The sequence below is a fragment of the Sorangium sp. So ce185 genome (assembly GCF_051526825.1).
GTDB lineage: Bacteria > Myxococcota_A > Polyangia > Polyangiales > Polyangiaceae > Sorangium > Sorangium cellulosum_D.
In genome coordinates this window covers 11,755,529-11,776,433 of the sequence record NZ_CP150316.1, presented here as the reverse complement: position 1 = coordinate 11,776,433, position 20,905 = coordinate 11,755,529, and the positions used below count along the sequence as shown (strand labels likewise).

At 74.5% G+C, this 20,905-nt stretch carries 16 protein-coding genes; 9 read left to right on the top strand and 7 right to left on the bottom strand.

Going from position 1 to position 20,905, the window contains the following annotated elements; all coding sequences use genetic code 11:
* The first annotated feature begins 20 nt into the window (after positions 1–20).
* The 7 genes from WMF26_RS43435 (at position 21) to WMF26_RS43405 (ending at position 9,447) form a co-directional block, all read left to right on the top strand.
* The gene (locus WMF26_RS43435) at positions 21–1,646 is read left to right on the top strand and encodes a multiheme c-type cytochrome (RefSeq protein WP_437997511.1); all 1,626 of its coding nucleotides are present in this window, start codon (positions 21–23) and stop codon (positions 1,644–1,646) included.
* Between the two features lie 217 nt (positions 1,647–1,863).
* Positions 1,864–2,769 carry an alpha/beta fold hydrolase gene (locus tag WMF26_RS43430; RefSeq protein ID WP_437997510.1) on the top strand — a complete coding sequence of 302 codons (906 nt, stop codon included), beginning with the start codon at positions 1,864–1,866 and terminating at the stop codon, positions 2,767–2,769.
* Positions 2,770–3,257: 488 nt separating this feature from the next.
* Positions 3,258–3,785 (top strand): sigma-70 family RNA polymerase sigma factor, encoded by a 528-nt coding sequence (locus WMF26_RS43425; RefSeq protein WP_187345766.1) that lies wholly within the window; start codon positions 3,258–3,260, stop codon positions 3,783–3,785.
* Positions 3,782–4,318, top strand: coding sequence for a hypothetical protein (locus WMF26_RS43420; RefSeq protein WP_437997509.1), 537 nt, complete (start codon positions 3,782–3,784; stop codon positions 4,316–4,318). Before WMF26_RS43425 ends, WMF26_RS43420 begins: the two co-directional genes overlap by 4 nt.
* Positions 4,318–5,634 carry a hypothetical protein gene (locus WMF26_RS43415; protein WP_437997508.1) on the top strand — a complete coding sequence of 439 codons (1,317 nt, stop codon included), beginning with the start codon at positions 4,318–4,320 and terminating at the stop codon, positions 5,632–5,634. Before WMF26_RS43420 ends, WMF26_RS43415 begins: the two co-directional genes overlap by 1 nt.
* Before the next feature lie 73 nt (positions 5,635–5,707).
* Complete coding sequence (locus WMF26_RS43410) at positions 5,708–6,883, top strand: ATP-binding protein (RefSeq protein WP_437997507.1); 1,176 nt, start codon at positions 5,708–5,710, stop codon at positions 6,881–6,883.
* Positions 6,880–9,447: an NACHT domain-containing protein gene (locus tag WMF26_RS43405; RefSeq protein WP_437997506.1), complete on the top strand. Its 2,568-nt coding sequence runs from the start codon at positions 6,880–6,882 to the stop codon at positions 9,445–9,447. Before WMF26_RS43410 ends, WMF26_RS43405 begins: the two co-directional genes overlap by 4 nt.
* A 13-nt stretch (positions 9,448–9,460) precedes the next feature.
* On the opposite strand, the gene WMF26_RS43400 is transcribed toward WMF26_RS43405, so the two are convergent.
* The 3 genes from WMF26_RS43400 to WMF26_RS43390 form a co-directional block, all read right to left on the bottom strand.
* A complete protein-coding gene (locus WMF26_RS43400) occupies positions 9,461–11,452 on the bottom strand; it encodes a hypothetical protein (protein WP_437997505.1) in 1,992 nt (663 codons plus the stop codon).
* A gap of 172 nt (positions 11,453–11,624) precedes the next feature.
* Entirely contained in the window at positions 11,625–12,239 is a 615-nt protein-coding gene (locus WMF26_RS43395; RefSeq protein ID WP_061621764.1) for a hypothetical protein, read from the bottom strand.
* Positions 12,240–12,310: 71 nt separating this feature from the next.
* Positions 12,311–13,912: an AMP-binding protein gene (locus WMF26_RS43390; RefSeq protein WP_437997504.1), complete on the bottom strand. Its 1,602-nt coding sequence runs from the start codon at positions 13,910–13,912 to the stop codon at positions 12,311–12,313.
* Between the two features lie 77 nt (positions 13,913–13,989).
* On the opposite strand from WMF26_RS43390, the gene WMF26_RS43385 reads away from it, so the two are divergent.
* Both WMF26_RS43385 and WMF26_RS43380 read left to right on the top strand, forming a co-directional pair.
* Entirely contained in the window at positions 13,990–14,769 is a 780-nt protein-coding gene (locus tag WMF26_RS43385) for a biopolymer transporter ExbD (protein ID WP_437997503.1), read from the top strand.
* Between the two features lie 401 nt (positions 14,770–15,170).
* The gene (locus WMF26_RS43380) at positions 15,171–16,478 is read left to right on the top strand and encodes a hypothetical protein (RefSeq protein ID WP_437997502.1); all 1,308 of its coding nucleotides are present in this window, start codon (positions 15,171–15,173) and stop codon (positions 16,476–16,478) included.
* A 91-nt stretch (positions 16,479–16,569) separates the two neighbouring features.
* Here the strand turns inward: WMF26_RS43380 and WMF26_RS43375 are convergent, their stop codons facing one another.
* The 4 genes from WMF26_RS43375 to WMF26_RS43360 form a co-directional block, all read right to left on the bottom strand.
* Positions 16,570–17,139 (bottom strand): DUF2085 domain-containing protein, encoded by a 570-nt coding sequence (locus WMF26_RS43375; RefSeq protein ID WP_437997501.1) that lies wholly within the window; start codon positions 17,137–17,139, stop codon positions 16,570–16,572.
* 1 nt (position 17,140) lies between these two features.
* Positions 17,141–18,223 (bottom strand): uracil-DNA glycosylase, encoded by a 1,083-nt coding sequence (locus WMF26_RS43370; protein ID WP_437997500.1) that lies wholly within the window; start codon positions 18,221–18,223, stop codon positions 17,141–17,143.
* A gap of 10 nt (positions 18,224–18,233) precedes the next feature.
* On the bottom strand, positions 18,234–19,193 hold the full coding sequence (gene trxB / locus WMF26_RS43365; RefSeq protein WP_437997499.1) for a thioredoxin-disulfide reductase: 960 nt from the start codon (positions 19,191–19,193) through the stop codon (positions 18,234–18,236).
* A 142-nt stretch (positions 19,194–19,335) separates the two neighbouring features.
* The gene (locus WMF26_RS43360) at positions 19,336–20,898 is read right to left on the bottom strand and encodes an OmpP1/FadL family transporter (protein ID WP_437997498.1); all 1,563 of its coding nucleotides are present in this window, start codon (positions 20,896–20,898) and stop codon (positions 19,336–19,338) included.
* Between the last annotated feature and the right edge of the window lie 7 nt (positions 20,899–20,905).

Genomic DNA, 20,905 nt, shown 5'->3' with positions numbered 1-20,905 from the left:
TGCGTCGGGGGTACGCGCTCTTGATCCCTTTCCTCGCGATCGCCGCGGCGGCCGGCGCGGCGGCCTGCCAGGGGTGCAAGGTCCCCGAGCAGGGTGCCGCGAGCGCGGAGGCCGACGCCGACGCGGGCGCGACCCGGCCGACGGTGCGGCTCTACGTGCTCAGCACCGTGGCCGGCGCGCTGGAGCCGTGCGGCTGCACGAAGGACCAGCTCGGGGGCATCGACCACCTCGCCGCCCTGATCGAGAGCCAGCGCGGCGAGGCGCCGGCTCGCCTCGTGGTCGGCGCCGGGCCGCTGCTCTTCATGGAGCCGGAGGTGAAGCCGGAGCGCCGCACCCAGGACGCCTGGAAGGCCGAGGCGATGGCGCTGGCGGCGAAGGAGATCGGGCTCGCGGCGTGGGCGCCGGGCGAGAACGACTGGGCGCTCGGCGCCGAGGCGCTCGCGAAGTACCAGGAGCAGTCCGGGGCGGCCGTGCTCGCCAAGAACCTCGAGGGCGCGCAGGGCGTCCGGGGCGTCGTGGTGCGCGACGTCTCCGGCGTGAAGGTGGGCCTCATCGGCGTGAGCGACCCGAAGGGCCTCGCCGGCGCCTATCCCGACGGCGTCAAGGCCGGCTCGACGGTCGAGGCGGTGAAGGCGGGCGTCGAGGAGGCGAAGAAGCAGGGCGCGACGGTGTTCGTGGGGCTCGCCGCCTTGCCGCGGGGCGAGGCGCTGCGGCTCGCCGACAACGCGCCGGAGCTGCACGTGCTCGTGCTGGGCAAGCCCAGCGAGCGCGGGGACGTCAACGACGGCCCGAAGCCGCCGGTGCTCATCGGGACGACGCTGGTCGTCGAGACGCCGAACCACCTCCAGTCGGTGGCGGTCGTCGATCTCTTCGTCCGCGGCAAGGGCGACGGCCCGCTCGTGTTCGCGGACGCGGGCGGCGTCGCCAAGGCCGACGAGCTCATCAGCCTGTCGGCGCGGATCCGGGAGCTCGAGATCCGCCTCAACGGCTGGGAGGGCAGCAAGACGGTCTCCGCGAAGGACATCGCCGATCGGAAGGCCGATCTGGAGAAGCTCCGGGCGGAGAAGGCGAAGCTCGAGTCGGCGGAGACGAAGGTGACCGGCAGCTTCTTCCGCTACAGCGCGGTGGAGGTGCGCGAGAAGCTCGGCGCCGACAAGGACGTCGCCGGGCAGCTCCTCGCCTATTACAAGCGGGTCAACGCCCACAACAAGGAGGCGTTCGCGGATCGCGTCCCCGAGCCGCCGGCGAAGGGCGAGGCCAGCTACATCGGCATCGACGCCTGCACGAACTGCCACGACGAGGAGCGCAAGGTCTTCGACGGCACCGCGCACGCGCGGGCGTACGCGACGCTGCAGCAGGATTTCAAGGAGTACAACCTCGACTGCGTGAGCTGTCACGTGACCGGCTACGGCAAGCCGGGCGGCTCCACGGTGACGCACAACGCCTCCCTCCAGAACGTGCAGTGCGAGGAGTGTCACGGCCCGGGCTCGCTGCACGCGAAGGATCCCGAGAAGAAGGGGCTCATCGTGCTCGCGCCCTCGCCCGAGAGCTGCGTCACGCAGTGCCACCACCCGCCGCACGTCGAGGGGTTCGAGCCCATGGCCAAGATGCAGCTCATCCTCGGGCCCGGGCACGGCCGGGATTGACATAGGTCCGGGGGTCGGGACTGACGCCGGCCCGGGCGCAGCCCTGGTGCTGACGCCGGCCCGGGCGCAGCCCCGGCGCTGACGCCGGCCCGGGCGCAGCCCCGGCGCTGACGCCGGCCCGGCGACAGCCGATGCCGACGCACGGGCGGGCGCGCGGCGGCGCCCCCCGGGGCTGCGGCATTTCCGCGCCGTATCGTTCGCGCTACGGGGAGCGCCCGTGACGAATGTCCACGCCGTCGTCTCCCGCCTGGGCCCGGCCGAGCGCGCGATCCTCGCGGAGCTCGCCGCCGGCGAGCCGCCGTTCGCGGTGCACCGCCGCGCCGCGCTGAGCTCGACGCTCCGCTACCTGGAGGGCGGCCGCGGCGCGCCGGTGGTCCTCCTGCACGGCCGCGGCAACGCCGCGACGACGTGGTTCCCGCTGCTCCCCGAGCTCGCGCGCCGCCACCGCGTCATCGCCGTGGATCTGCCGGGCTTCGGCCACGCCTCGTCGCCGCCGTTCGAGGGCGGGGGCTTCGAGGAGGGCCTCCGCTTCTTCGCCGATCCGGTCGAGGAGCTCCTGCTCGAGATGGATCTCGGCGACGCCGCGCTCGTCGGCCACTCGCTCGGCGGGCTGGTCGCGGCGGAGATCGCGCTCCGCAGGCGCGCGCGCCCGCGGAAGCTCGTGCTCATCGGCGCGATGGGGGTCGGGTCGGTCATGACCGCCTCGAGCCGCGCCTACTTCCGCGCCCCGCCGGAGCGCCTGATGCGGGTGCTCGGCAAGGCGCTCTTCCGCCGCGTCCGCCCCCCGCAGCCCACGCCGCGCGGCGAGCGCCTCGCGGCGTTGCACGGCGAGCTCTACGCCGTGCCCGACGGCCGGGTCGCCCCTGCCGCCGCGTTCAACGCGCTCTTCCCCGCGGTCGGCCCCGTGCCCCATCGCCTCTCGCGGCTCGGCGAGATCGAGGCGGAGACGCTGGTGCTCTGGGGCGAGCGCGACGACGTGTTTCCGGCGCCGCTCGGCATCGCCGCGGCCGCCGCGATCCCCCGCGCCACGCTGCGCCTCGTGCCGCTCGGCCACGCGCCCCACCTGGAAGACCCGGCGCTCGTCCTCCCCGAGCTCATCGATTTCCTTGCGCCCGGCGCCTAGGGTGGCCGTCCAGGAACCGAGGGCGGCCGTCCAGGAACCGAGGGTGGCCGTCCAGGAACCGAGGGTGGCCGTCCAGGAACCGAGGGTGGCCGTCCAGGAACCGAGGGTGGCCGTCCAGGAACCGAGGGCGGCCGTCCAGGAACCGAGGGCGGCCGTCCAGGAACCGAGGGCGGCCGTCCAGGAACCGAGAACGGGCTCGGTCGGGCCGCGGCGGCCCTCAGCCGTCGGCAGTGCTCAAAATTGAACATGAAGGCGGGAAGGCGGGAAGAAAAGATCAATGCTCTTCCTGCCTTCCCGCCTTCATGTGAATTCTCTCCGGGCAAATTCGAGCACTACCCAGCCATCTCGATGCCGCTGGCGTGTTCTCTGCCAGCCCGTGAAATTTGGGGGAGGGCTCGCGCGAACTGTTTGGGTCCAGCATGATTCCAGTGGCCACGCCGCCGTGTCCCCAAGCGTCCGACGGGCTCCCCGCGGCGTCGCTTGTGACGGTGGGGGCGTCTCTCGACGAGACCGCCGCCCTGCGGCCGGTGGTGCGCGCGGCGATCGCCTGCGTGCTCGGGGAGCGGTCCGATCACCCCGACGTCGAGGATTGCACCCACGAGGCGCTCGCCCGGGCCCTCGAGGGGCGCAGCCGCCTGCGCGACGGCGAGCCGCTGCGCCCGTGGGTGCTCGGGATCGCGCGCCACGTGGCGCTCGACGTGCTGCGCCGCCGCCGCCGCACGCGGCGCGCCGAGGCGCTCCCGGAGGCGAGCGCCGAGGAGCAGCGCGAGCTCCTCGACTCGGTCGAGGACCCGGCGCCCGGGCCCGAGGAGCGCGCCGCCCAGACCGAGCGCGCCCGCCGGATCGAGCTGGCCCTGCAGAAGCTGGCCGAACCCCAGCGCCGCGCGCTCCTGGCCTTCCACGTCGAAGGCCTCAACTACCAGCAGATATCGCGCCGGCTCGACATCCCGCTCGGGACGGTGGCGACGTGGATCGCGCGAGGCAGGCGCTGCCTGGCCGAGGCGCTCGGAGAGTGACGATGCAAGACGACGACAGGCTCGCGCCCGACCTCGTGTGGCAGTCCAACGGTCACCTCACCGAGATAGCGCTCTGCGCGCTGGGCGACGGCGAGGGGGCCCTCCTGCCCGAGGGCGCGCTCGAGCATGCCGCGCGCTGCCAGAGCTGCTCCTCGGAGCTCGGCCAGGCGGCGCTCCTGTCGCTCCGCGCGGGGGAGCTCCTGCGCGCGCAGGCGGCGCACGGCTGCGCCAGGGAGACCGCCGCGCCGCGCGCGCCGCTGCCGGTCCCGGCGCTCGCGTTCGCGCTGGCGATCTCGGCGCTCGGCGCGGCGCCGTCGCTCGTGGCCGGGGCGGGCGGCCTGCGGGAGAGCTGGGCGGGGCTCTGGCACGCCTGCTCGGTGGTGGTGAGGGTCGGCTGCGCCGTCGCCGGGAGCGGGGCCCTGTCCGGCTGGCTCACGGCGCTGCCGTGGCTCTCGGCGGCCTTGCTCGTGCTCGTGGGGGCCTATGTCGCGTGGACCAGGGGAAAGCAGCTCTCGCTGAACGGAGGGATCTGATGCGCACCGTCTCGACTCGTCTCGTCTCCTCGCGCCTCGCCGCCGCCGCGCTGGGCGCGGCGCTGGGGGCCTCGGCCAGCGGCGCGGCCACGGCGGAGATCCTCCGCAAGGGGGCATGGCCAGACGTCGAGCCGAAGGTGAGCGTCGAGGTGACCAACGAGCCGCGCAACGAGGCGCTCAAGCGCGTCGCCCAGGCGGCCGGGTGGAGCCTCGTGCTCAACGTGCCGCCCGGCGACGCCGTCGATCTCCACGTCCAGGACCAGCCGGCGGACCGGGTGCTGGAGCTCCTGCTCGCCGACGGGAGCTACGTCGCGACCCGCGACGGCGACCTGATCGCGATCGCCCCGGCCCCGGCGGCGCCGGCCCCGGAGAAGCCCGCGGCCGGGTCCCCGCCGGCGCCCTCGCCCGCGGCGTCGCCCGACGACGCCGAGGACGAGGACGCCGAGGAGGCGCGGCCGTCGTCGCGCGGCCGGGACCGGTTCGTGACCGGCGGGAGCCTCCGGATCGAGAAGGGCGAGGTGGTGAACGACGTGTCGGTGATCGGCGGCTCGCTCGACGTGTGGGGCACCGTCACCGGCGACATCGACGTGATGGGCGGCTCCACGCACATCCACGAGGGCGCGCGCGTGCGCGGCGATGTATCGACGGTGGGCGGCCCGCTCACCGTGGCCGACGGCGCCAGCATCGACGGCGACGTCGACGTCGTGGGCGGCCCGCTCCGGCGGGGCGAGCGCGCGCGCATCCGCGGCGACGTGAACAACGACGCGAACCCGATGGGCGGCGACGGATCGAGCGCGAAGGGCGCGTCCACGCTCGCGCGCAAGGCCGGCAACGCGGTGACGCGCACGGCCTTCCTGTTCGCCTTCGGCGCGGTGATGCTGGCGCTCTGGCCGCGGCGCATGGAGGCGCTCAAGGTCGAGATCGCCGCCCGGCCGATGCGATCGTTCGCGCTCGGCGCGGTGGGCGTCCTCGGCGCCGTCGCGGTCGCCGCCGCCCTGTGCGTCACGCTGATCGGCATCCCGTTCGCGGTGATCGGCCTGCTGCTCGCCGTCGTCGCCGTGGTCGCGGGCGGCTGCGCCGTGCTCGAGACCGCGGGGGCGGGGCTCTTCGGTCACCGGACCAGGAACCCCTACGCGCACCTCGCCATCGGCTGCCTCGGCCTGCTGATCGTCAGCGGGATCCCCTACGTCGGCGGCGCGCTCTGCGCGGCCGTCGCGCTGATCGGCGCCGGCGCGCTCGTCGCCACCCGGCTCGCGGGGCTCCTCCGGCCGAGGCCGCGGGAGGGGGCGGGGGGCCCCTACCGCACGGCGCCTTGAGCTGGCTTCGCCCGTCTCGGACGGCGCGAGCGCCGATGTACCTCCGCTGAAGGCTGCGCGCTAGCATCGCGCCGTGACCTCCGATCCGATCGAAAAGAGGCTTCGGCTCGGCGAGGACTCGGTGACCGAGTTCAAGCGGATCGAGGCCCCTGGCAAGGCGCCGAAGGACCTCGCCGAGACGATCGCGGCCTTCGCCAACGCGCTGGGCGGTCAGATCTTCCTCGGGGTCGAGGACGACGGCACGCCGACGGGGGTCGGCACGATGAAGGAGGCCGACACGCTGATGCTGTCGGTGGTTCAGGCGTGCCAGACCGTCGTCCATCCGGCCATCTGGTGCCCGATCACGAAGGTCGACGTCGCAGGCAAGCTGCTGCTCGTGGTCGACGTGCCGGCATCCAGCCCGGACAGGCCTTACCGGGCGAAGCATGTTTACTGGATCCGCGACGGGAGCATGACGCGTGAGGCGACGCGCCATGAGCTCGTTCGCATGCTCCAGTCGCAGAACGCCTACCATGACGAGAGCGTCGTCCATGGGGCGACGATGGCGGATCTCGATCTGGCCGTCGTCGACGACCTCTTGCGTTCGGTCTACGACCCCAGCGCACCTGTCCAGCGGAACCGTTACCTGCGCGCGCTGAAGTGCGTGGATCCTGGCGAGACACCGACCGTGGCCGGCCTCCTGCTCTTCGGCCGCGAGCCCGAGCGATGGTTCGTCGATGCCAGGATCTCTGCGGTCTGCTTCGCCGGCACCGGGATGTCGACGGAGCTCGTCGATCGGCAGGAGATCACCGGACACCTCCTCAAGCAGATCGAGCGCGCCGCAGCGTTCCTGGAGCGCTACACACCCGCGCCGGCGCACATCCAGCGCTGGGAGCGGGTCGAGCGCGGCGTGCCGCAGACGGCGCTGCGCGAGGCGCTCCTCAACGCCGTCGCCCACCGGGATTACCGCGCCGCGTCCCAGATCCGGATCCTCGCCTTCCAGGACCGGGTCGAGATCATCAATCCTGGCGTGCTCCTGAATCACCTGACGCTCGACAGCATCCAGGTCGGGGGCATCAGCCAGCGCAGGAACCCGGTGCTCGCCTCGGTGCTCGCGCGCGCTCGTCGCGGGGAGAGCCTCGGGATGGGGATCCCGGAGATGGTCGCGCAGATGCGCGCGCGAGGGTTGCCGCCGCCGGAGTTCGATCTGCAGGGAGGACACTTCCGGGTGGTGCTGCGCGTGGCGCCCTCCCCGGAGGCGCCTACATGAACGACCCGGGCGACGCGGTCGCGCCGTGGTGGGAGGCGCTCCGGAGCGGCGCCGTGGTCGAGCTTGCGCTTGTCCGGATCGATCTCGTCGGGCCGTCCTTCCCCTGGAAGGAGCTGCCGGACAGCGGGTACCTGCAGCGTCGCGTGCGGTACACCGCCGGCGTCGAGTACCTCGCGCGCGGGCTCGGGGCGATCCAGCCGCTCGCGTGGAGCGAGGACGCCGCCATGCTCGTGCTCGGCGCTGCGTCCGGCGAGGCGCTGGCCACGCTCGCTTTTCGCGCCTTGAGAGAGCTCTGGGAGCGCGTGCACATCGATCTCCAGCTCTCGGCGCGCCTCGCGGCGCATCTCGTCCGCGCGCCGTGGGCCCGCGAGCTCATCGATGACGCCGAGAGGGTGCTGCGCGGCTGGATGGCGGCGATCCCGCCTGGCGCAGCCGCGCTGAGCGAGGACCTGGCGCTCGCCCTCCCGCCGCCGGACGCGCGGGAGCTCACGCCGTGCGGCCTCGTGCTCGAGGGGGCGCCCTCCTACATCTTCCCCCAGAGCGCAGCGCGCGGCGCGCCGCCGACGACGCAGCGCGACCAGGCATGGGCGGCGCTCCGTGGCTACGCGCAGAGCCCGGAGCTGCGGCGCATCCGCTATGTCGGCTTCCGGCTCCGAAAGAGCGAGCCGCCGAGCCTGGACCTCCGCGACGTCTTCGTGCCACCGCGGCTCGACGTCAGCGCGCCACGCACGAGCGCCACGGAGCGGAGCGCGCGAGGGATCGAGGGCGGGAGCTCCGAGCCGTCCGGCGAGCGGGTGCGCCTCGCTCGCCATCCCATGGGCGAGGGCTTCGAGGAGCTGTTCGCGAGGCACCGGCATCTCGTCCTCCTCGGCGATCCCGGCTCGGGGAAAACGACGCTGCTCCGGAGGCTCGCGATCACGGCGGCGGCGGGTCGCTTCGTGCTGGCGTCGGAGAGCGGCGCTGCCGAGCGCCTCCTGCCGCTGCCTGTCAGCGTCGGCGAGCTCGCGGAGCTGCGTCGGTGCGCCGAGCGGCGGGAGGTGCCTGTCGTGGAAGCGCTCGGTCGCTACTTTCACGAGCGCGGCGCTGGCGACGAGGCGATGGTGCGCGAGGCGCTGACCCGCGAGCTTCTGGCAGGCCGCTGCCTCGTGCTGCTCGACGGGCTCGACGAGGTCTGCTCGACCGAGCGCGACGAGCTCCAGCGGTGGCTCGCCTCGTTCGCTGCGGCTCATCCGCGGAACCGGTTCGTCGTCACCTCGCGGATCGTCGGGTACACCGGGTTCGATCTGCCCGGGCGCGTGGAGGCGACGCTCCGGCCGTTCGATCGAGAGCAGGTCGTGCGCTACGTGAGCGCCTGGCACCGGGCCTATGTGCGATGGGAGGGGCCGGACGACGCGGCCGCCCCCACGGACGAGGTCGACGCGATGGCGGGGAAGCTCCTCGCCGCCGTCGATGCCAGCCCGAGGCTCGGCGCGCTCGCGGGCAACCCGTTCCTCCTCTCGGCGCTCGCGTCGATTCATCGCGCGGAAGGTCGCCTGCCGCGTCACCGGGTGCAGGCGTACGCCATGATCTCCCGCACGCTCTGCGAGACGTGGGCTGCGGCGCGCCGCCTCTCGGCCAGCGGCGCGTCGGACGCCGTCATGGCGTACGAAGAAGAGGCCCTGCCCATCCTCGGGAAGCTCGCGCTGGCGATGCACGAGCGCTATCCGGCCGGGGTCGCGCCGGAGCCCTTCGTGGTGGAGGCGCTGAGCGAGGCGCTCGGCGCGCAAGCGGGGGTCTCCGGAGAAGAAGGTCTCCTCGCGGCGCGCCGTTTCCTCGAGAAGTCGGGGCGTGAGCTGGGCCTTTTGATGGAGCGCGGAGCGCAGGCGTGGGGGTTCATGCACCTCACCTTCCAGGAGTTCTTCGCGGCCGCCGGGCTCCACGCGATGGAGCGGTTCGAGGAGGTGGCGCTGGCGCGTCTCTTCGACGCCCGCTGGAGCGAGGTGATCCGGCTCGGCGTGGGCTACATGGCGCTCGAGCAGAAGCGGCCCGCGGCGGCGCGCAGGTTCGTCGAGCGGGTCCTGTCGTGGGAAGAGCCGGAGCCGCGGCGGTGGGTGACGAGCGTCCTGCGCAAGCAGGTGCCCATCGCGACGCTGCTCGCCGCGGAGGCGGGCGAGGCGTTGCCGGCGGCGCTGCAGGAGCGCGTGGCGGCCGCGATGGCGGCGTGGGTCGTCGAGCCGCCGTCGTTCGATGCACCTCGGGAGTTCCTGCGGGAGCTCGCGGTGACCGAGCTCGGCGGGCGCGTCGCCGAGGCGCTTCTCAAGTGGCTCGAGGACGAGAGCCCCGCGCGCCGTTCGATGGCCGCGCTGGCGCTCGGCGAGCTGCGCTCGAGCGCAGCCGTGGAGCGGCTGATGTCGCTGCTCGCCGACGCCGACGCGACCGTGCGCGACTTCGCCGGCCTAGCCCTCGGGAGCATCGGAGGCGACGATGTCGAGCGACAGCTCGAAGCGCTCGCCGAGTCCGGCCCGCCGGAGAGCAAGAAAAGCGACCGCGACACGCCGTCGGGCTCGCCCGGCGCGCCGCCTTGATGCCCTGCGCCGCTCAGTGCACGCCGCCGACGAGCCACGCCTGCGCCGGGACGAGCACCTCTTCGGGGGAGCCTCCTCCCTGCGACGCAGGGCCGGTCGCGGTGCCGTCGCCCATGGGCGTCATGCGGAACCCGTGATCGCCGAAGACGAGCAGCAGGGTCCGCGGCGGCAGGCTGGCCATGAACCGCGCGACAACGTCGGCGACCTCCTCCGCGATGGCCTCGATCCGCTCGGCGAACGGCGGCCCCGCGGCGCGCAGGCGCGCCTCCACGAGATCGAGCTTCATCAGCTCGCGCGACCCGACCCGCTCGCGCCGCAGGGTCGCCACCGCGCGGCCGCGGGCGATGGCGGGCTCCGCCTCGCTCGGGGGCATCGTCTCGCGGAGCCCGTCCGGTCCGCGCGCGAGCAGCGAGATCTGCGCCGTCGTGGTGGGCGGCAGCGCCGCCCAGAGCAGCGAGCGCTCCACCAGGATGGCCCGATCCATCATGATCTCCTTCAGGTGGGCGGCGACGCGCTCGCCGAGGTCGAAGCGCATCGCGTCCACGAGCAGGAGCTTCACCCCGCGCGCCCCGTTGAGGCGGGCGATGCGGGCGGCGATGTCCGGGGCGTCGAACACCATGGGCGGCCGCTTGCCGGTCACGCGCAGCGCCGAGAACGCCTCGCGGTAGCTGTGCTCGAAGCTGGTCCTCCAGCTGTCGACGACGCCGCGCACGGCCGCGTCCGTCTCGCCCGCGAGCGTCGCGCCGAGGAGCGGCGTGTAGTGGGTCGCGAACAGCTGCTCGATGACCCGGACCGGCTTCGGGCCGCGGGCGTTGTCGAGCTCGACGGCGAGCGCTCGCCACTCGGCGGCGCTGAGGATGCGGTTGCGCGGCGCCTTCCGCTCCCTGCGCGTCGGCGGCAGCGCGTCGTTGTCCGCGTGGGCGGCCTCGGCGACCGGCGGAGCGGGCGCGATGGGCACGATCGGCGCGGCGGACGCGGCGGGCGCCGCGGGCGCGGCCTCGTGAGCGGCTCGCGGCGGCCTGAGCGTGGTCCCCGCGCCCTCGATCGCAGCGCCAGGGTTGGCGGACGGCGCGCCCGGATCGGCGGGCGCCACGGCCGGGTCGACGCTGGCCAGGGCCATCGCCAGCGTCTCGTTCGCGGCGGGCGGCGAGCCCGCCCCCTGCGCCGGCGCGGCGCCCGGGCCTCTCCCGGCGGCGAGGACGGCCGCCGGTGCGTCCGGGCGGCGGATCCTCGACGAGCGGGGGGGCAGCACGCCGCGCGGCCTCGCCTCGGTCCGCCCCTCGGCGGCGGCAGGCGACGCGGGCGCTGCGGGCGGCTCGGAGGCCGTCGGCTCGGCCGGGGGCGCCTCGTCCGGGGCGGGCGCGGCGGCGCTCGGCTGCGTCGGCCGGATGGGCCGCTCCGGCTCACGCGCGGCGAGGCCGCGCTCCGGCTCGCGCGCGGCGAGGCCGCGCGTCTGCGCGCGAATGTGGGAGGCGGCGCCGTGCCCCTCGGGCGCGTTCCTCTCGACGAGGTCCGCGAGGGGCACCGGCGCGAGCACCTGCGCGGACCTGTCGACCTCATCGAACACGAGGGCGACGGGCGCTTCGCGCGCCGCGCCGAGCCACGCGAGGAGCGTCGCGCTGTCCTCCGGGTGGAGCGCGCCCCGCGCGCCGCCCGCGAGCCGCGGCAGGCCGACGGCGAGCCCCGCGGCGCCGAGCGCCCTCGCGCGGAAGACCTGGTCGGCGATCACCGCCTCGAGCGGGGCGCCTTCCTGGACCCGCGGCGGCAGCGCGCCGCGCATGGCCAGCGCGAGCTCGACGGCCTCGTCGAGCGCGGCGCGGAGCTGCCCGTTCTGCGCCGCCGGGGCGCTCGCCCAGAGGAAGCGCCGCGCCCTGAGCTCGCGCTCGGCGCCTTCGCCCTGCCCGCTCGCGGCGAAGCGGGCCAGTCCGGACGGGGGCACAGGGGGGGACGGCGGTCGGCCCTCCTCGGAGGCAACGTCGAGGCGGGAGACAGGATCGAGGCGCATCGCGCGGCAACCTCGCAGAACTCACCGAAACGGGCCAAGTTTCGGCGATCGGGCGGCAATCGGACGGCGACCGGGCGGCGATCGGACGGCAATCGGGCGGCAAGCGGGCGGCGACCGGGCGGCGATCGATGCGCGGAGGCGGCGGGCGCCCCCTCCGCGGCGGGGCGCGGGGTCAGCCGGACTCGCGCGCGGTCTCGGCCATGAGCGCGAGCAGGGCGCAGGCGATGGCGAACCGGGCGTCGATCCTCCCCTGGTTCATCGACAGGTCGAGCGTGAACTCCTTGACGAAGAACCGGAACACCTGGGTCACCTTCGCGACCTCCTGCTGGTGCAGCTCGATGTGCCACTTGCCGACGAGGAGCGGGAACATGCGGCGGAGCAGCGCGGCGCCGTCCTCCTGCATCAGCCCGACCGGCTGATCCGCGGGATCGAGGATGTCCCACGTGTCGCGGACGATCGATTTGAGGCCCCGCGAGCGGATGGTCCCGACCCGCTCGCCGGTGCGCGCGTCGAGGACGTCCAGGCACCGGTTCAGGGCGACGACCTGCCGCGACCGGATGGTGAGCAGCGGCTGCGACTCCGACTCATCGGCGAAGAGGGTGAACTCCTGGCGCAGCTTGAGCAGCGGGTGCTTGACGAAGCACACGAGGGTGCCGTCGGGCGCATAGACGTGGAACTTGCGGCCGAGCAGCGACCAGAAGGGCCGCTTGATGGTGTAGGTGGGGTGCGCGAACGGCTGAACCGCGAGGCCGCCGTACGCGGCCGGGCCGAAGGGGGCAGTCTGCATCGGGCCGAGTAGGCCGGAGCGGAGCGGCTCGGTCAAGCACGTCCGCCGCGCGGCTCGGGCGGCCCTCGCCGTCACCCCGCGCGCGGGTCCCTCCCTCCGGAGCCGCCCGCCGCGATCGCCTTCACGAGCTCCGGCTTGACGACCTTGCCCATCGCGTTGCGCGGCAGGCTCGGTACGACGAGCGACTCGCGCGGGACCTTGTAGGGCGCGAGCCGCTCCTTCGCCCAGGCGCGGAGCGGTCCGGTCGCGCACTCCGCCTCTCGCCCCGGCGCGGCGACGACGACCGCGACGACGCGCTCGCCCCACGCCTCGTCCGGGACGCCGATCACCGCGACCTCGGCGATCGCGCCGTGCTCCCGCAGCGCCTCCTCGATCTCGAGGGCCGACAGCTTGTACCCGCCGCTCTTGAGGATATCGACCGAGGTCCGCCCGAGGAGCCGGAAGCACCCGTCGCTGGAGCGCTCCGCGACGTCGCCCGTGCGGAACCAGCCGTCCTGGAAGGCGGCGGCGGTGGCGTCCTCGCGCCCGAGGTAGCCCTTGAAGACGCTCGGCCCGCGGATCCAGAGCTCGCCCCGCGCGACCGCGGCGCCGCCGGGCCGCGCCGGCGCCTCGCCCGTGGCGTCGCCCGGCGCCCACGCCGACGCGTTGCCCGCGTCGTCGGTGATGCGGGCCTCGACGGTCGGCAACGGGGAGCCGACCCAGCCCGCCCGCCGGCCGCCCGGATCGAGCGGGTTGCTCAGCCCGACGCCGATCTCGGTCATCCCGAAGCGCTCGAGCGGGATCGCGCCGGTGAGGTCGCGCCAGCGCTCGGCCAGCGTCACCGGCAGCGCCGCGGAGCCGCTCGTCGCGAGCCGTAGGGCCCGCGCCCCCGCGGCGAAGCCGGGCGCGCCGCCGCGGTCGATCTGCTCGAACAGCCGCTGGTACATGGTGGGCACCGCCATGAACGCCGTGACGGAGCCGCGCGCGATCTCGGCGGCGAAGCGCTGGGCGTCGAAGCGCGGCAGCATCCTCGTCGCGCTGCCCGCGAGCAGCGACGTCGTGAGCGCGATGACGACGCCGTGGAGGTGGTGCAGCGGCAGCGCGTGCAGCAGCGCGTCGTGCTCGGAGAAGCCCCACGCCGCGCGCAGGAGCTCCGCCTGCACGGCCAGGTTGCGGTGCGTGAGGAGCGCCCCCTTCGGCTTGCCGGTCGTGCCGCTCGTGTAGAGCAAGAGCGCCGGATCGTCCGCGGCGATGTCGGAGAGCGCCCCCTCCGGCCCGGGGGCGGCGCGCTCGAGGTCCTCCACGCGGAGCACCGAGCGGCCCTGCGCGATCGGGGCGGCCACCCCGGCGAGCTCGTCGCCGACGATGAGCCGCCGCACGCCGGCGTCGCTCGCGAGCCATGCGAGCTCTGCCGGCGGGTACAGGGCCGACAGCGGCAGCGCGATCCCGCCGGCGAGGAGGACGCCGAGGAAGGCCGAGACCCACGCCGCGCCGGGCGGCACGAGGAGCAGGATCCGCTCCCCCTCGAGGGAGCTCGGGCTCGCGAGCGCGTCGGCGCCGCCCCGCCCGCCGTCGGCGAGCAGCGCGCCGCGGACGCGGAGGGCTCGCTCGGTGAGCGCCGCGAAGGAGGTCTGCCCCCGGTCGTCCTCGACGGCGGTTCGGGCGGACGATCCGAGCTGAGCGAGCCGTTCCACGAGCGGGGAAGCCATCGCGCGAACTCTCGCACAGCGAAGGTGCGCGGAGCCAGGCCGGTTGGTTACACTGCCGCGCCATGCGAGCTTCCTGCCTCTGTTCCGGCGTCTTGCCCCGCCTCGCGGCCGTCGCCGGTCTGACCCTGGCCGCGGCGGCGTGCGAGAGCGCGCCGAAGCCGCCCGAGCCCGGTCCCGCCGCCACCGCGGCTCCGGTCGCCGAGGCGCCCGCCGAGCCGCCGAAGCCGAAGGGCATGCCCGAGCTGCTCGTCGACTCGATGGGCCCCTACCTCGGCGGCCAGCGCGTGGACCTGTCGCAGAAGGACGGGGCCGAGAAGCTCTCGAAGGTGATCCGCGCGCTGCCGATCGAGGGCAAGCAGGTCACGCTGCTCGCCGAGAAGAAGGCGAAGCCGAGCGCGGTGGCCGCCGTCGTGACGGAGCTCGGCGCGGCCGGCGCGCCGACGGTGCTCATCAAGACCGACGGCCGCGACGACCTCCCGAAGGAGATCACGGTGGTCCCGGAGGGGCGCGTGTCGAAGCCCCCCGCGTGCGCCGTCAGCGCGATGGTGCTGAAGGACCTCGCGACCGCGATCTGGCCGTTCGGCGGCGGCATGGGCAAGCGCCAGCGCAAGGGGCTCGCCGGCCCGGATCTGTCGCACACCGGCGAGCAGCTCACGAAGGATATCGCTGCGTGCAGCGCGTCGGTGGCGTTCTTCTCGGCGGACGACGAGGTGCCGTGGGAGATGGCGCACAACCTGGCGGGCACGATCCTCGGCTCCGACGCGAAGAAGAAGCTCGCGACGCTCGTCCTGCTCCGCGCTGCCCCGGTCGCGGGGCGGCCGGTGCAGCTCGGTGGAGGCTGACGTGCGCTGCGCCGGGGGCCCCGTCGCCCTGGATCGCCGCCCCCTCAGGGCCGCGTCCGCCGAGAGGGGCGTCCCGCGCGCCCGGCGCGTGCCGTTGCGAGCAAGCTGTCGATTTCTCGTCGGACGAGACGCCGTGTGCTCATGTCGAGCGCGGGGGTGGCCGGATGGGGCCACGCGGCACGATCCGGCACACGGGATGGCGCTGCGAGCGCACGGAAACGGCGGGCGGGCGCTCGCCGTTGGGGCCGGCCTGGATCATGAATAGGGCGAGTCGCAGATCCCCTGCGCCATCGGGGGCGTGACGATCACGGGAGGATGGTTCGGACATGTCGAAGCGACTTCTTGCATCGGCCCGCGCGAACAGGGGCCGCAGCCTCCGTCCTCGGGCTTCTCAGCCCCGCATGTCGGCGGCGCCTGAGGGGCCGGCGCTCGAGACGCAGGACTCGACGCCGCCGCCGGCGAGCGACCAGGACGTCGCCGTCGCCGGGGAGGTCGGGGACCTCTCCGCTGCTCCTGAGGGGGCAGCCGACGTCGGCGCGGTCGCTGTGCCCCCGGCCGTCGAGGCGCCTGCCGCGTTGCCGGCAGCGCGGGAGGCCGCTGCTCCGCTGGTCGCGGAGGCGCCCGCCGCTCGCGCGGCCGTGGAGGCGCCCGCTCGCGCGGCCGTGGAGGCGCCCGCTCGCGCGGCCGTGGAGGCGCCCGCTGCTTCGCGGGTCTCCGAAGCGCCGGCCCCGTCGAGCCGCGTGGGCGACGCGGCGCCTCGCAAGGTGCAGGATTCCGAGCCGCCGATGGCGCAGCAGCGAGCCGCCTCGGAGCAATCTGCAGCCGCCGCGTCCTCGTCCGAGGAGCCGGCGCCGGACTCGGACGCGCTCGATCTGATCGACCCTTCCTCGCCGACGGCGGCGTTCTTCCGGCGCGAGGAGGAGTCGTTCCCGCCGCTCACCGAAGTGGCCAGCGATCCCGACGACCACGCCGACGAGCGCCTCGTGGTGGTGCATCAGCTGTCGCCCGAGACGCTCGCCCGCCGGGCGCGCCTTCGCCGGATCGTCGCGGCGGTCGCGGGGCTCGCCGGGGTGATCTCCGTCGCGGTGGTCGCCAAGTCGGTGGTCGCGAGCAAGCCGTCCGCGCCTGCGCCGATCGCGATGGTGGCGCCCGTGTCGAAGCCGGCGCACGCGCAGGCGAAGCTCGTGGCCGTGGCAGGGAATCCTTCCCCTGCACGGGAGACCGCGCCAGCGCCGGCGGGGCCGGCACCCGCCGCCGCGAAGGGGGCGGAGGCCGCTCCGGATCCGCTGAAGGAGGCGGAGAAGGCTGCCGCGGAGAAGGCCGAGGCGGAGAAGGCTGCCGCGGAGAAGGCCGAGGCGGAGAAGGCCGCTGCGGCAGAGGCGGAGAGGCTCGCGGCGGCAGAGGCGGAGAAGGCCGCTGCTGCTGAGGCGGAGAAGGCCGCGGCGCCCGCGGCCAACGCCGAGGACGCAAGCAAGCTGAAGAAGGAAGCGCTGAGCTTCCTCAACCGCGGCAGGTACAAGGACGCGATCGAGGCGTCGCGCGCGGCGATCGCGGCCGATCCCACCGACGCGCTGCCCTATCTCTATCTGGGCTCGGCGCTCCAGGACACGGGCAAGTGGAAGGACGGCGTCGCGGCGTACAGCGAGTGTGTTCGCCATGCGACGAAGGGCCCCGTGCACGAGTGCAGGGCCATGGGCGGTCGCAAGTAGCGCGCACCCTGGGCGACGAGCGCGCTGCGCGCGGCCCGGGCGACCAGCGCGCCGTGCGCAGCCCGGGCGCCGTTCGGGGGCGAGCTTGCGCTCAGCCCGGACGGCGAGCGAGCTGCGTGACGAACCCCGCGGTCACGGCGTAGCCGAAGGCCAGGCCCGTGGCGAGGCGGGTGGCATGCCAGGGGGGGCGCAGCCCGAGGTCCTGGGTCGCCACGTCGAGCGCCATCAACGCGCTGAGGGCGATGAGGATCGGCCGCCACGCCGACATCGTCAGCCGAGGCCGCGCGATCGCGGCGCCCGCCGCGACGCCGGCGAAGATGCCGGCGCAGCGGCTGCAGAGCGGCATCACGACGCCCTCGAGCGCGAGCGACCGCTCCGGCATGCGGTGGCACAGCGGCGCGAAGAGGCGATCGAGCGCGGCGCCGAGCCCTCCGAGCGGCAGGACGCTCCGCGCCAGGAGGATGCACCAGGGCAGGGCGCCGACGAGCGCCAGCGCGCAGCGCACCGCCGAGAGCCGCGGCGACGGCTCGGCCGCGGTCGAGCCACCGGAGGGCCGCGCCGCAGCGCCGTCGAGCCCGGCGGAGGGGGCCTGCGCCGCGGCGCCGGCGCTTGCGGGCGCCTGCGCCGCCGAGGTCTCGCGCCCGGAGGCGCACGCGGTCACGTCAGCCCCGGTCGGGCGCGCTCTTGCCGAGGTGGCGCATCACCTCTTTCAGGTCGCTCCAGACCTCTCGCTTCGCGCCCGGCTGGCGCAGCAGGTAGGCCGGATGGAACGTGGGCATGATCGGGATCGAGCCCTTGTAGAGCTTCCACGTGCCGCGGAGCTTCGTGATCCCCTCGGTCGTGCCGATCAGCCCCTGCACCGCGGTGGCGCCGAGCGCGACGATCACCTTCGGCTTGATCAGCGCGAGCTGGGACGCGAGGTAGGGGCTGCAGGCCGCCATCTCGGCGGGCTCCGGCTTCCGGTTCTTCGGCGGCCGGCACTTCACGATGTTGCAGATGTAGACGCCGTCGCGGTGGTACCCCATCGCCGCGATCATCTTGTCGAGCAGCTGCCCCGCCGGGCCGACGAACGGCTCCCCCTGCTGATCCTCTTCTGCCCCTGGCCCCTCGCCGACGAACACGATCTCGGAGAGCGGGTCGCCGCGCGAGAACACCGTGTGGGTGCGGCCCTCGTGGAGCGGGCACTTCTGGCAGGTGCGGACCTCTTCCGCGATGAGCGAGAGCCGCGCCAAGCGCTCCTCGGGCGTATCCGGCTGCGCTGCCGCGATCGCGCGCGCAGCCGGTTCGGCGCGGGGCGCCGCCGCGGCGCTCGCGGCAGGGCGGGGGGACGGCTCGGGAGCCCGCGGCGGCTGCACCGGCGCCCGCGCCGGCTGCGCCTCGGCGGCGCGCTGCTCGGGGTGCGGCGGGGAGGCGAAGGCGGCGGCGCGCTGCTCCGGATGCGCCGGGGCGGCGCCGGGGGCGCTGCGCTGCGCTGCCGGCGCGAAGGCCGCGCCCGCTGCCGGCGCGAAGGCCGCGGCGCCGCCACCGCGCGGCGCCGCCGGCGCGGGCGCGTCCAGCCCGGCGAAGCCCCGGTCCGGCCGCCGAGCGGCCGGCGGACCGCCTTCCGAGGACGACGCGCCCAGCGCCTCGTGGAGCGCCGAAGGGTCGCCCGGCAGCCCGTCCGCGCCGGTCATCGCGTGCCATTCCAGGAACGCCCGGACCGAGGCGGTCAGATCGGCGAGCTCTTCGCGCAGCGCGTCCACCATCGCCGTCCCTTCAGTGGCCGCCCTGCTGCGCGAGCCAGCGCTCCGCGTCGAGCGCGGCCATGCAGCCCGTGCCGGCGGCCGTCACGGCCTGGCGGTAGTTCCAGTCCTGCACGTCGCCCGCGGCGAAGACGCCGGGGATGTTCGTGCGCGTCGAGCCCGGCACCGTCTTCAGGTAGCCGTTCGGGTGCGTCTCGAGCTGCCCCACGAAGAGATCCGTCATCGGCGTGTGGCCGATCGCGACGAACATCGCCGCCGCCGGCACGAGGTGGCTGTCGCCGGTCCTGAGGTTCTTGACGCGGACGCCGGTCACCATGTCGGCCTTCACGTCGAGCACCTCCTCCACGACGTGGCTGTAGAGGATCTTGATCTTCGGGTTCTCGACCACGCGCTGGACCATCGCCTTCGACGCCCGGAACTCGTCGCGGCGGTGCACCAGCGTGACGCTGCTGCAGAGCCCGGACAGGTAGGAGGCCTCCTCCATCGCCGTGTCGCCGCCGCCGACGACCACGACGTCCTGGCCGCGGAAGAGCGCGCCGTCGCAGACGGCGCAGGCGCTGACGCCCTTGTTCTTGAGCTTCTCCTCGCTCTCGAGGCCGAGGTAGTTGGCGCGCGCGCCCGTCGCGATCACCACCGACTTCGCCAGGTAGAGCGTGTCCTCCACCCACACCTTGAACGGGTGGCCCGTGAGCTCGACCTTGGTCACGTCCGCGGTCACGATCTCCGTGCCCTGATGCGCGGCCTGGTCGCGAAAGCGCTGCATCAGCTCCTGGCCGGTGATCTTCTCGGGGAAGCCGGGGTAGTTCTCCACGTCGGTCGTGAACATGAGCTGGCCCCCCGGGATCAGGCCGCCGGCGCTGAAGCCCTCGATGAGGAGCGGCTTCAGGTTGGCGCGCGCCGCGTAGATGGCGGCGGTGAGCCCGGCAGGACCGGAGCCGATGATGACCAGGTTACGGACGTTCGATTCACTCATGGTGGAGCCATCTTATAGGCGCGACCGCCTTCCGCGTCGACCGCCCGGCGCGCCGCCGCGCCCCCGTCGCGCCGCATTGGGCCGCGGCCGCGCCGCATTGCGCCGCGTCCCCCGCCGCTTCCACGCGCGATCGGCCGCCCGCTCAGAAGCGCATCGTTCCGCTCAGACCGAACTCGTCCAGGCTGCTCTCGAAGCGGCCGCCGTTCACGCTCTGGATGCTGCGGTAGCCGCTCGGCACGGCGCCGGAGACGGCCTTGATGCGCCCCTTCCCGCCGTTGTCCAGCGCGCCGAAGGACGTGTGCTGAAACGCCGCCGAAACGTCGACCGGGCCGATGCGCGCGGTCACGCCGGCCCCGACGCCGACCCGATAGCCGAGGTGGAAATCGAGGTTCAGATCGGCGTCGTCCTGCCCCTTCTGCTCGAAGAAGCCGCCGGCCCTCAGCGCGAGGAGATTTTGGAGCACGACGAAATCGCCGCCGAGCCGGACTCCCAAGACGTCGCGCCAGCGGTGCGGGACGTCGGCGTTGGGCGGCACCGTGCCCACGACCGTGCCGCGCACCGGGATGCCCTCGCGAAACCGCACCTCGATCGCGTCGACCGCGCTGTTGTTGGCCCAGGTGAAGTCGAGCTCCACGTCGAAGAGATCGTCGATCATCGGGTCGCGGGTGCGCGGCGCGGCGGCGGTGGGCTGCGCGGGCCGCAGGGCGAAGGCGCGCGGCCGGTGGTACCGGAGGCCGAGCTTCGCCTCCATCGGGATCGGCATCCTGAGCTCGCCCGCGCCCCGCGCCTCGGTGACGTTGCACCCGGGCGCCTCGCCCCTGCACGGGTCCTCGTTCTTCACCCCCGCCGGCGTCCAGTAGCGCGACTCGACGGTCAGGTCGGTCTTCGCGCGCACCGCGTCCTGCCATTTGAACCACGCGCCCAGATCGAGGTGCGCCGTCGCCGCCCAGCGCGCGCCGAGGACGAAGCCCGGGACGAAGAGATCCTCCGCCTCCGCGCGCGTGCGCAGATCGCCGTGCGCGTTGAAGTCGTCGCCGCCCGCGGCCGAGGTCGCCTCGGCGAAGTTGACGAAGTCGATGACCGCCGCGCCCCAGATGAAGCCGGCGCCGATCGAGACCCCCTCCGTCGGCGTGAAGCCGACCGAGAGCGTCGGCATCAGCATCAGGGCGTCGAGCGACACGAGCAGGTACCGCTGGGGCGACGGCTGCGTCATCTCGCCGAAGCTCGGGTGCGTGTACGGGAGCGACTCGGGCCAGGACCGCGCGCCGACGCCGTGCGGGCCGAGCGCCGCGACGCCGACGGCGAGCGCGTCGCTCACGCGGAAGGTCGCGGCGAGCTGGGGGTTCGGGAAGATGCCGCCCTCGGCGCACACCTCCGGGTCCGGGCCCCCCTCGCTGCCGGGCGCCGGGATCGCCGTCGTCGTGCTCGGCGGGACGGGGCGCCCGTCGGGGCCGAGGCGCGTGAAGCACTGCGCCTGGTGGATGAAGTGGACGCCGCCGTGCACGCTGCTCCGCTGCGCGGCGAGCCCCGCCGGGTTGAAGTAGGCCGCGACCGGATCGTCGGCCCGCGCGACCCACGCCCCGCCGCGGCCGAGCTGGAGCACCCCGATGTCAGGCGAGTCGAGCCCCGACGACGCGCGCGCCGCGCCGGCGGCCACCATCGCAGCGAACGCGGCGCCCGCGGCGCCGGCAGCTCCTCGTCTCATGGTCTCC